Origin of the sequence: Corynebacterium segmentosum (assembly GCF_900637825.1) — a bacterium.
Classification (GTDB): Bacteria; Actinomycetota; Actinomycetes; order Mycobacteriales; family Mycobacteriaceae; genus Corynebacterium; species Corynebacterium accolens.
Map to the genome: position 1 here is coordinate 442,132 of NZ_LR134408.1, position 11,762 is coordinate 453,893.

The 11,762-nt window shown below is 57.2% G+C and carries 8 protein-coding genes and 1 pseudogene; 8 read left to right on the plus strand and 1 reads right to left on the minus strand.

Annotated features, from left to right (window positions below; genetic code table 11):
- Positions 1-134 precede the first annotated feature (134 nt).
- From EL217_RS02235 to EL217_RS02245, 3 genes are all read left to right on the plus strand, one after another.
- Positions 135-2,939: an FAD-binding and (Fe-S)-binding domain-containing protein gene (locus EL217_RS02235; protein WP_126320010.1), complete on the plus strand. Its 2,805-nt coding sequence runs from the start codon at positions 135-137 to the stop codon at positions 2,937-2,939.
- Positions 2,940-3,164: 225 nt separating this feature from the next.
- A complete protein-coding gene (gene glmS / locus EL217_RS02240) occupies positions 3,165-5,036 on the plus strand; it encodes a glutamine--fructose-6-phosphate transaminase (isomerizing) (RefSeq protein ID WP_023030137.1) in 1,872 nt (623 codons plus the stop codon).
- A 196-nt stretch (positions 5,037-5,232) separates the two neighbouring features.
- The gene (locus EL217_RS02245; RefSeq protein WP_232018366.1) at positions 5,233-5,685 is read left to right on the plus strand and encodes an ATP-binding cassette domain-containing protein; all 453 of its coding nucleotides are present in this window, start codon (positions 5,233-5,235) and stop codon (positions 5,683-5,685) included.
- On the opposite strand, the pseudogene EL217_RS02250 reads toward EL217_RS02245, so the two are convergent.
- Positions 5,605-6,282: pseudogene (locus EL217_RS02250) on the minus strand (IS256 family transposase); the annotation flags it as partial. The gene EL217_RS02245 and the pseudogene EL217_RS02250 sit on opposite strands and share 81 nt — an antisense overlap.
- Before the next feature lie 66 nt (positions 6,283-6,348).
- Between EL217_RS02250 and EL217_RS02255 the strand changes: the two are divergent.
- From EL217_RS02255 to EL217_RS02275, 5 genes are all read left to right on the plus strand, one after another.
- A protein-coding gene (locus EL217_RS02255; RefSeq protein WP_126318320.1) for an IS3 family transposase occupies positions 6,349-7,541 on the plus strand; the annotation gives its coding sequence in 2 pieces (ribosomal slippage) (positions 6,349-6,628 and positions 6,628-7,541; 1,194 coding nt in all).
- 372 nt (positions 7,542-7,913) lie between these two features.
- On the plus strand, positions 7,914-8,279 hold the full coding sequence (locus EL217_RS02260) for an SdpI family protein (RefSeq protein WP_126318322.1): 366 nt from the start codon (positions 7,914-7,916) through the stop codon (positions 8,277-8,279).
- A gap of 211 nt (positions 8,280-8,490) precedes the next feature.
- A complete protein-coding gene (alr, locus tag EL217_RS02265) occupies positions 8,491-9,588 on the plus strand; it encodes an alanine racemase (protein WP_126318324.1) in 1,098 nt (365 codons plus the stop codon).
- Positions 9,578-10,078 (plus strand): tRNA (adenosine(37)-N6)-threonylcarbamoyltransferase complex ATPase subunit type 1 TsaE, encoded by a 501-nt coding sequence (gene tsaE, locus EL217_RS02270; protein WP_126318326.1) that lies wholly within the window; start codon positions 9,578-9,580, stop codon positions 10,076-10,078. The genes alr and tsaE overlap by 11 nt, the downstream gene beginning before the upstream one ends.
- Positions 10,079-10,166: 88 nt before the next feature.
- Positions 10,167-11,756 carry an aspartate:alanine exchanger family transporter gene (locus EL217_RS02275; protein WP_126318328.1) on the plus strand — a complete coding sequence of 530 codons (1,590 nt, stop codon included), beginning with the start codon at positions 10,167-10,169 and terminating at the stop codon, positions 11,754-11,756.
- Positions 11,757-11,762 lie beyond the last annotated feature (6 nt).

The window sequence follows — 11,762 nt, forward strand, 5'->3', positions numbered from 1 at the left end:
TCGCGGAGGCCAATAGGGCTACGTGCCACCGAAATTGTATGGGTTGCCTTACTTGCGCGGCGGCGAGAAAGCAAGCGAAAATGTGCACTACGTAACATTTTTCTATGCTTTTCTGGGAAGGCAGGCCGCCGCAAATGACCACCGGCACCCTTAAGATCGACGAATTATTTCCGCAGGATGGGCCGGAGATGAAGACCGGCATCATCGATCGGGTGGCCTATGCCTCCGATGCCTCGCACTACCTCTATACCCCGAAGGCGGTTATCGAAGCGCGCTCGGCAGAACATGTGGCCGCCATTTTCAAGGCGGGCCGGCAGCAGGGCATTCCGGTGACCTTGCGCTCGGGCGGTACCTCCTTGGCCGGTCAGGCCTCTGGCGATGGCTTCCTCGTGGATGTGCGCAAGCATTTCCGGGGCATAGAAGTTCTCGATGATGGCAAGCGGGTGCGCGTGCAGCCAGGGGCAACCGTGCGCCAGGTCAATGCGCGTTTGGGGCTGCGCAACCGCAAGCTCGGCCCGGACCCGGCCAGCGAGGCGGCCTGCACCATCGGCGGCGTGGTGGCGAATAATTCCTCCGGCATGGCCTGCGGCACCGAATTCAATACCTATAACACCTTGGAATCGCTGACCTTTGTCTTGCCTTCTGGCACGGTGATCAATACTGCGGACGCGGATGCGGACCGGCAATTCCAGGCGCAAGAACCCGAGCTGGTGGATACGCTGACCCGCCTGCAGCGCCGCGTGCGCGATAACCAGGAATCAGTAGAAATCATCCGCCGCCACTTCCAGCTGAAAAATACGATGGGCTACGGGCTTAATTCCTTCCTAGACTTTGACAGCCCAGTCAAGCTTTTTGAGCACCTGTTGGTGGGGTCCGAAGGAACTCTCGCGTTTATCGCGGAAGCCGTCTTTCGCACCGTGTCTATCTCTGCATTAACGACGACCACCGTGGCGGTCTTTAATGATCTCTCCGCCGCTACGAAGGCGCTGCCTTCGCTGGTAGATACCGGTGCCGCCACCCTGGAGTTGATGGATTCTGCCTCCATTCGCGTGGGCCAAGGCTTTGATAAGGTTCCGCAGGCCATTACCGGTTTCGACGTGGATTCGCAGGCCGCACTGCTCATCGAGTACCAATCCGATGACAAAGAAGAGCTGCGGATAAAAGAAAATAAAGGCTCGTCGCTACTGCGCGAATTGGACCTGCAATCACCGGCGGAGTTTTCTGCCGACATCCCCACTCGCACCGCCGCGTGGAACTTCCGCAAGGGCCTTTATGCCCAGGTAGCAGAGGCTAGGCCCTCAGGAACCACGGCGCTTTTGGAAGACGTTGTGGTGCCAGTGGGGGATTTGGCTGATACCTGTTCCTCCTTGCAGGAGCTTTTTACCCGCTATTCCTACGATGATGCGGTCATTTTCGGCCACGCGAAAGACGGCAATATCCACTTCCTTCTAACGGACCGCTTCGAAGGCGATAGCGCCATTGGCCGCTATAACAACTTCAATGAGGAAATGGTGGACTTGGTGCTTTCGGCGGAGGGAAACCTCAAGGCCGAGCACGGCACCGGCCGCGCCATGGCTCCGTATGTGCGCCGCCAGTACGGCGATGAGCTCTACGAGGTCATGCAGCAGCTCAAGCGCGCTTGCGATCCCGCCGGCACGATGAACCCGGGTGTCATCCTGGATGATGACCCAGATGCGCACATTACAAATATCAAGCTCAATCCCACGGTGGAAGAGGAAATCGACCCGTGCGTTGAGTGCGGCTATTGCGAGCCGGTCTGCCCATCGCGGGATCTCACCTTGACCCCACGCCAGCGCATCGTGGTGCGCCGTGCCCGCCAGCGGGCGCAAGAAAGTGGCGATACACACTTGGTTGCAGAACTCGATGAGGCCTATGAGTACATGGGCATCGATACGTGCGCCGTGGATTCCATGTGCTTAACCGCCTGCCCGGTGGGTATTGATACCGGTAAATTCATTAAGAAGCTGCGCCACGAGAATGCTGGGGCCGCAGAAGAAAAGGTTTGGTCTACTGCCGCCAAGAATTGGCAGGTCACCAGCCGTGGTGCAGCAACGGCGCTAACCGGCGCGCACATGTTGCCGGCACAGTTGGTCACGAAAGTCACCGATGTGGCCCGCTCGCTCATCGGCCCCGATACTGTGCCGGGATACCAGCCGGAGCTCGGCAAGGGCGGCAAGTCCCGCGAGCGCCTGGCCGGGCGCGTGGGAGATCGCTACGCTGAGACCTCGGGAATCTACCTTCCAGCCTGCGTAAACTCCATGTTCGCCCCGCAGGGCGAGGGCATGGGTGCAACGCAAGCCTTCATCACCGTGTTGGAGCGGGCGGGGATCGCGCTGGAGATCCCCAAGGGCATCGAGAAGCTTTGTTGCGGAACTCCATGGGCATCAAAGGGCATGCGCAAAGGCCACGCCATCATGGAGCAGCGCGTGCGCGAGAGCATTATGGAGGCCACAGATAATACCCGCCTTCCCGTGATCGTCGATGCTTCCAGCTGCACCGCGGGCTTTCAGGAGATGCTGGAATCCATTGGCATTACCGTCATCGATGCGCTGAGCTTTACCGCAGATACGCTGCTGCCGCGCCTCGAGACCACCCAGCCGGTGGGTTCGATGACGATTCACCCGACCTGTTCGGCATTCCAGCTCGGCATGATGGGGGATGTAGAAAAGGTCGCGCGTGCTGCAGCCACGGAGGTACATATCCCCACCGCCTGGACTTGCTGTGGTTATGCCGGTGACCGCGGCATGCTCCACCCGGAACTCACGGAGTCTGCCACCCGCGCCGAGGCCACCCAGGTCACGGAGCTGGGCGCGCAGTGTCACGCTTCGACCAACCGCACGTGTGAGCTGGGCATGACCCGCGCCACCGGCGAGGATTACCACCACGTCCTAGAGATGCTGGAGCGCGCCACCCGCTAGCGGTCTGGTGGGGAAGGGGCGCGGCTGCTTGCCGATGCCCCTTCTTCTCCCGCGTTCCCGGTCAGCTGCAGCGCGGGAGGGTTGCTCACCGAACGGGCAAAAACTAGCGGTGTGCAGGCCAGTTTTCAGTAACTATAAACGGCCCGAATTAGTATGCGGCCATAAATAACAGGCCCCTAGTCCAACCCCCGGTTCGTGTTGACCAATGAGGTAGGATTCCTTTTTATGTGTGGAATTGTTGGATATGTTGGTCACGCTAGCGGTGACCGCGAATACTTCGCTCTGGATGTAGTCGTGGAAGGTCTGCACAGACTGGAATACCGCGGCTATGACTCCGCTGGTGTGGCGATGTACGCCGATGGGGAGATTAGCTGGCGGAAGAAGGCGGGTAAGGTTGCTGCCTTGGACGATGAGATCGCAGCCCGTCCGCTGAAGGATTCAGTTTTGGGAATCGGGCACACCCGTTGGGCCACGCACGGTGGTCCGACCGATCTCAATGCGCACCCGCACGTCGTTGACGGTGGCAAGCTGGCCGTGGTGCACAACGGCATCATCGAAAACTTCGCGGAGCTGCGCACCGAGTTGTTGAACAAGGGCTACAACTTCGTTTCTGAAACCGATACTGAAGTTGCCGCGGCCTTGCTTGGCGATGTTTTCCACAACGACGCCGCCGGTGACCTTACTAAGGCAATGCAGTTGACCGCTAAGCGCCTCGACGGTGCGTTTACCCTGCTGGCCATTCACGCTGACCAGCCGGATCGCATCGTTGCTGCCCGCCGTGATTCGCCCTTGGTCATCGGCTTGGGCGAGGGCGAGAACTTCTTGGGCTCTGACGTCTCGGGCTTTATTGACTACACCAAGTCCGCAGTGGAAATGGACAATGACCAGGTGGTCACCATCACTGCTGACGATGTGGTCATTACTGACTACGACGGTAACCCCACCGAGGGCAAGTCCTTTGAGATCAAGTGGGATGCGGCCGCCGCTGAAAAGGGTGGCTTTGATTCCTTTATGGAAAAGGAAATCCACGATCAGCCCGCCGCCGTGCGCGATACCCTGTTGGGCCGCTTTGATGAGCAGGGCCAGCTGACCTTGGATGACTTGCGCATCGATGAATCGGTCTTAAAGTCCATCGATAAGATCATCGTGATCGCCTGCGGCACGGCGGCCTATGCCGGCCATGTGGCGCGCTACGCCATCGAGCACTGGTGCCGCATCCCCACCGAGGTCGAGCTCGCCCACGAGTTCCGCTACCGCGATCCGATCGTCAACGAGAAGACCTTGGTCGTGGCCTTGTCCCAGTCCGGCGAGACCATGGATACCCTGATGGCCGTGCGCCACGCCCGCCAGCAGGGAGCGAAGGTCATCGCCATCTGCAATACGCAGGGCTCGTCCATTCCGCGCGAATCCGATGCGGCGCTCTACACCCACGCGGGTCCCGAAATCGCGGTGGCCTCAACCAAGGCTTTCTTGGCGCAGATTACCGCGACCTACCTGCTGGGCCTGTACCTGGCACAGCTGCGCGGCAATATGTTCTCTGATGAAATTCAGGGGGTTCTTGCTGAGCTGCGCAATATGCCGGATAAGGTACAAAGCGTCATCGATGAAGAACAGCAGGTAGCCGGCCTGGCTAACTCCATGAAGGATGCGGAATCCGTGCTCTTTTTGGGCCGCCACGTGGGCTTCCCGGTTGCCCTTGAAGGCGCGCTGAAGCTCAAGGAGATCGCCTACCTGCACGCGGAAGGTTTTGCCGCAGGCGAGCTCAAGCACGGCCCAATTGCGCTTATTGAGGAGGGCCAGCCGGTCTTCGTCATCGTGCCGTCTCCGCGCGGGCGCGATTCGCTGCATTCCAAGGTGGTTTCCAATATCCAGGAAATCCGCGCCCGCGGTGCTATCACCATCGTGATCGCCGAAGAAGGCGATACCGCGGTAGAGGATTACGCTAACCACGTTATCCGCGTGCCAAAGGCGCCGACGTTGATGCAGCCGCTCCTCGCAACCGTGCCCCTGCAGATCTTTGCCGCGCACGTGGCAAAGTCAAAGGGCTACGACGTGGACCAGCCACGTAACCTGGCCAAGTCCGTGACCGTGGAGTAATCCACAACTGCACGGCATTAGCCAAGCCCCTTTTCTTCCTGCTGCATTTTCTTGCGCGGGAAGAAAAAGGGGGCTTTCGCTTTTCTAGGCTTGAAATTGCTATACTTTTCGCAGCAATAGTTGCCGGTGAAAGGAGTGGGCAGTGCTCATCCGTCGTGGTTTCGCGTAAGACACAAGATAAAGAACGGATTTAAGCATGCCTATTTTATTGAATGACCTTTCGTTAGTTTGGCCAGATGGTCAAACCTGCTTTAGCAGCCTAAACGGTGCCTTTTCTGGCCCTTTAACTGCGCTAATTGGGGATAATGGTGCAGGAAAGATAACTCTTTTAGAGGTCATACTAGGAAATATTCCAGCCACTGCGGGGACGGTGGAAAAGCCGGAATCGGTAGCGTACCTGCCGCAAGACCTCGCTTGGAATGAAACTGATGTGATAGCAGACATTTTCGGTGTCTCCCAGGTACTCGCGGCGATTTCCAAGGTCGAAGCTGGTGAGTATGAGCCAGAACTTTATGAGTTAATCGGGGGGCCGACCCCCGAAAAGTGGACACGTCGGGGGTCGGGCCCTATAGATGACCTTCCTGGCTGCTGGCGGGAACTGCAGAAACGGGACAAACCGGCCCCATGCGTCCTGCCAGACCTTGACTGAGCGGGGATACTTCTCACCTAGCTCGGAAGACTCGAATTCGTCTAAGGCCGCCTTAGCTGTGGACTCGTCTGCGGCGGTGTAGATCTTTTTCAACGTGGCTGATACAGCCCGGCGATCCCCGTAGGCTACCCATCGGTTTGCGGCGCGAATCAGGTGCAGGATACAGGTTTGTATCATTGAATTCGGCCAGGTTGCCTCCACTGCCTCTGGTAGGCCTTTCAGCCCGTCACAGCAGACAATAAAGACGTCTTTGACCCCACGGTTAGATAAGTTGGCGCACACGTGTGCCCAAAAGGAAGCACCTTCTTCTTTGGCAATCCACAATCCCAGGATGTGTTTGATGCCATCTAAATCCACGCCGATGGCCATATAAGCACTCTTGTTGACTACTCGGCCGCCGTCGCGGACTTTAATACGTAGTGCATCCAGGAAAATGACTGGGTAGAACTCGTCTAACTGGCGGTTTTGCCAGATCATGACCTCATCCAAGACTGCGTCTGTAACCGCTGAAATCGTCTCATGGGAGATATCAACCCGCATCGCAGTTGCCATATGGTGCTGGATATCCCGAATGGTCATTCCGCCGGCATAGGACCTGACCCCCATTTGGTGGACACCTGATATCCAGCCCAGTCGAGCTGGGAAGAAAGGTAATCTACCACCATGTCCAGGTACTCCGAACAGTTCAAACGCGATGCTGTGGCCCTCTATGAAAACAATGAGGACCTCTCGTTGAACTCAGCATCAGCAGAGCTCGGCATCAATCGAGCCTCGCTGCATTCTTGGGTCAAAAAGTACGGCACCGGCAAACGTGCCCGCATAAAAGCCATGCACGAGAAAGCCCAAGCGGCGAATGATTCCGAACGGATCCGACAGCTAGAGAAAGAAAACGCGAAGCTGCGCGAAGAACGCGATATCCTGCGTAAGGCTGCTAAGTATTTTGCCGAAGAGACTCACTGGTGATCCGCTTCCAGTTTGTCGATGACCACCGAACCGAGTACTCGGTTAAGCGGATGTGCGATGTGTTAAAGCTGAATCGTTCCTCGTTCTACAAATGGGTCCACACCCGTCAAGAACGCAGGTTAAAGATGTATTCCGACGGTCTTATTGGTGCAAGAATAAAGACCATCTTCGATGATGAGCATGGTCTTTACGGGGCTAAACGCATCGCCGCAAGCCTTAAGGAAGACACGGCGTATACCCCGGTCAATCACAAGAAAGTTGCACGCATCATGAAATCCATGGGACTAAAAGGCTTTAGCAAACGGCGTCGATGCATTACTACCAGGCGCAAGCCTGGTCACCGCGTCATGCCGGATTTACTAGGCCGTACATTTACCGCTGATACGCCGAACTGTGTTTATGTCGGCGACATTACCTACCTGCCGTGCAAGGGCGGCAAGAACATGTATTTGGCCACAGTCATTGACACCTATTCGCGTAAACTTGCAGGTTATGCACTCGCAGACCACATGCGTGTCTCACTAGTTATCGATGCTCTAGCCCACGCACACCATGTGCGTGGCAGTCTTGACGGGGCTATTTTCCATTCCGATCACGGCAGTGTGTACACCTCACAAGCCTTTAGAAACTACTGCTCGTCGTTAGGTGTACGCCAATCCATGGGAGCGGTAGGAACGAGTGCTGATAACGCCCTGGCAGAATCATTTAACGCCACCTTAAAACGTGAAGTGCTACGTGATCGGAAAGTCTTTGACAACCCAATTAGCTGTCGCCAAGAGGTCTTCCGGTGGTGCATGCGCTACAACACCCGCAGGCGCCACTCCTGGTGCAATCTCGTAGCTCCTGATGTCTTTGAAACCGAGACTTCAGCTACACCGTCCAAAGCAGCATAGCTAACCCCCGACGTGTCCACTTTTCGGGGGTCGGGCCCGTGGTTGCGCTAACTTGGGGTACTCTGTTGCTCGAATTATTGTTGGCAGCAGCTTGGATTTCTAATGTGCGGGCGAAAGTAATTTTGCTATTTGTCGGGATTGCCTTTCACTAGGCATAGCTGTTTTTATGGGGTTGATTAGTTTCTCTATGGTGATGACGGGCGCCCTCGTGATGTACTTAGGGTCCGCTACTATTTACTTTGGAGGTGTCGAAGTGGGGCGTCGGCGCTATAGATCCCACGTGCCAGATTAATTCATGCTGGCGAGTATCTCGTATTTAAATTTGCTATTGCTTAGGCCGGAAATGTTCCAAAGGGCGGAAAAGAGACTTTAATGCTTGTTTCGACAGTTTTTATCATTATTGTTTTTAATGTTTTGAGTTTGTTGTGCTTCTTCATCTCTAAGGAGTCACCCAAGGGAAGCTTTAAGTCATGGGATTACAGCAGGATGCCTGGTATCATGACGTCTAACACGTTAAGTTCTCGAGAAGCTTGGAAGGCAGCACATCGTTCTACTTCCTTTTATTTCATGCTTCTTGCTGTCTACTTTGCTCTGGGATCCGTCGTTAATCTAGTTGTTTTATGGGCAAGGGTGGATGTTAATAGCGAGGTTGTTTTCACCGTGACCATTATGCTTGGTATTGGCATGTTTTTGGGTCTTGTGATCATGGGGGATCGGGTTGCTTCGCGAATTAAGTAGGTCGGTTTTCTTCGGGCGCTCGGTTTGATGGTAGTAGGTTCTACTGTAGGTGGTAATTTCGAGGCGGCTGCAAGTTCTTCTGTTTTAGTGCAGTGGGCGAATTCGTCGGTTGCTTCTTCTTTGCCTGCTGATCAAGAGGGGCCGAGGGGAGTGGGGTTTGGTGTATGTGGAGTAAATTCAGCGCGCGGGTGGAAAGTGGCACAATAGTGGCATGCTGAAAACCACAATTGACCTTGCTGCCATCGCGCATAATGTGCGGCTGATTAAGGAGAAGATCGGCCCAGACGTCAAGTTGATGTGCGTGGTGAAGGCGGATGCTTACAGGCATGGCGTAGAAAAGGTCGTGCCCGTGATGCTGGAAGCGGGGGCGGATTCCATTGGCGTCGCCACGCTGACAGAAGCAGTGCAGCTGCGGCGCATGGGGGTCGATTCGCCCATTGCGGCATGGATCTGGCAGTCGGATCAGGTGCTTGAAGAGGCCCTGGCCTCTGGCATCCAGATTGCGGTCAATTCCCCGGCGCAGGCGCAGAAGCTGGTAGAAGCAGAGATTCCCGCCGAAATCTATATCAAGGTTGAAACCGGAATGCACCGCTCCGGGGTGGATAAGGCGGACTGGGATGAGGTTTTCGCGCTGCTGCGGGAAGCCCCGCATATCACCGTGCTGGGCCTCATGTCCCACTTTGCCTGCGCGGATGATCCGGATAATGCGCATAATGACACCCAGGAAGAAGAGTTTCGGCGCGCCCTGGATGCGGCGCGCGCGGCGGGTCTGGAGTGTCCGGTCAATCATTTGGCTAATTCGCCGGCCACGCTCTCGCGCCCATCGGCGCACTTTGACCAGGTGCGGGTGGGTATCGCGTGCTATGGGCTCGAGCCCATAGCGGGGCGGGACCATGGCTTGCGCCCGGCAATGACCTGGTCCGGAAATGTCTTCGGGGTCAAGCCAATTGATAAGAATGAGGCCACCAGCTACGGGCGCACGTGGAGCGCGGATAAGCCAGGGTTCCTGGCCACGGTGGATTGTGGTTATGCCGATGGCCTGCCGCGCGCGTACCAGGGCCACCTTCAGGTGGGCATCGGCGGGCGGCTGTATCCCCAGGTAGGCCGGGTGTGCATGGACCAAATAGTAGTGGATCTAGGAGATAACCCGCACGGTATTGCCCCCGGTGATGAGGTGACCATCTTTGGACAGGGTGGCATGTCTGCCACCGAGCTTGCTGATGCCGTGGGCACCATCAACTATGAAGTGGTGTGCCGACCCACCGGCCGCACCGAACGCGAATATATAGGAGGGGCCGATGCGCAGTAATTTTCCGGAGTCTGGAACCCGCGATCTGGCAACGGTGGAACAGACCCACGCCTGCGGCAAGGAACTGGGCGCAGCGCTGGAAGCTGGCGATGTCGTCATCTTGGATGGCCCATTGGGCGCGGGCAAGACCACCTTCACCCAAGGCATAGCCCAGGGGATGCAGGTTAAAGGCCGCGTTACCTCGCCCACGTTCGTGATCGCCCGCGTGCACCGCTCCCAGGTTGGGGGACCGGACCTGGTGCACGTGGATGCGTACCGCCTCTTGGATGAGGGCGGGGCCAATTCCGGCGATCCCCTGGGGGAGCTGGATGCCTTGGACTTGGATACCGAGCTTGCCGATGCCGTCGTCGTCGCCGAATGGGGCGGCGGCCTTATCGAGCAGATTGCGGATTCCTACCTCTTTGTCAGCATCGACCGCGAACCGGCGGAGTTCGCCGGCGCCGATGAGGACGTGCGCCGCGTCAGCTGGTCGTGGCGCCACAATGATTAGCTGGGCCTCATTAATTTGAAGGTATAAGTGATGGATATCTTAGGGCGTCAAGTTGCTTTAGGTATTTAAGGTGCGGGATCCTTGAAGGGTGTTAGATCTCCTAGCCTCCAGTCCTTTGCTCGCCCTTTTTGCCATCATGGCCATCGGTTTGGCCATCGGCAAAATCAAATTCTTTGGCATCTCTTTGGGCGCCGCGGCCGCGATGTTCGTGGCGCTTGGGCTTTCTACCGCCAATCCGGATATCCAGATTCCACCGCTGGTGTATCAATTCGGCTTGGCCATTTTTGTTTATGCCATCGGCCTTAATTTCGGGCCGTCGTTCGTTCGCGAATTTGCTACCCGCGGCTGGAAGCTGACCGTCTTTATGATCGGCATGTTGGTCCTGCTCGTGGGCGTAGGCTTCGGGCTCATTCGCGTATTCGGCCTCGAAACCGATGTGGCCGCCGGTATGTTTGCCGGTTCGCTGTCGTCCACGCCAGGTATGGCGGCGGTGGTGGATATGCTGGGCAACTCCACCCCGGTCGTCGGTTATTCGCTGGCTTATCCGGGCGCGGTCATCGGCGCGATCCTGGTCGCCGCCATCGGCGCGAAAATACTGAAGGTGGACCATGAGGCAGACGCCAAGGAAGAGGGGATGATTCCCGCCCCGCTGGTGGCTAAAGGCGTGCGGCTGACCAAAGACTTCCCGGATACGGCCGGGCACCTGTATCAAGTTACCGGGCACAGCGTGGTGGCCACCCGCGAGATTTCCGATATGGAGCACCACCGGCTGGCGCAGCCGGATATGCCCCTGCGCAAGGGCGAAGCATTCCTTATTAATGGCTCCGAAAAAGACGTCGCCGGTGCCATCGAGGTGCTCGGTGAGGAATACCCCGTCGAGCTCACCCCAGAGGCGGGCCTGGAATTTAAGCGGATAACCGTGTCTAATCCGCAAATTGCGGGCAAGCGCATCCGCGATATCGATGCGCTCGAGCATGGATTCATCATCGCGCGCGTGCGCAAGGGCGATAGCGATGAGGTCCCGCACCCAGATATGGTGCTGAATTACTCCGACCGCGTGCGCGTGGTGTGTAGCCCGCACCACGTGCGCGAGGTGCGCAAATACTTGGGCGATTCCGAAACGGCGCTCGGCAATGCTGACCTATTGTCCATGTCCATCGGTTTGACCTTGGGAATGCTTCTGGGCCTTATTCCCATCCCTATGCCGGGCGGATCGACCCTGCAGCTGGGCTTCGGTGGCGGTCCCGTTGTGGTTGGTCTAATCCTCGGCTATCTGAACCGCACCGGCCCCATCAATTGGCAGATGCCCTTCCATACCAGGGAAACCCTCTCGAACCTGGGGCTGACACTCTTCTTGGCGGGCGTGGGGACATCGGCAGGCGCGTCGTTCCGCGATGCCCTTACGGATCCGTCCTCGCTGACCATCATCGGCGTCGGCTTTATCATTACCTTGGTATCGGCCATTCTCATCGGCGTCATCGGCATGCTGGTGCTGGGCTTGAAGTGGGACGAGGCCATGGGTTGTGCGGCCGGCATGACCACGAACCCGGCCGTGTTTGCCTATATCCGGGGCCAAACCGGAACGGAGCTTGCTGGGCGCGGCTGGGCAACGGTGTATCCGACCACCATCATTGGCAAGATTATCGCCGCTCAGGTGCTGCTATTGTTATTGCTTTAGCCCCGT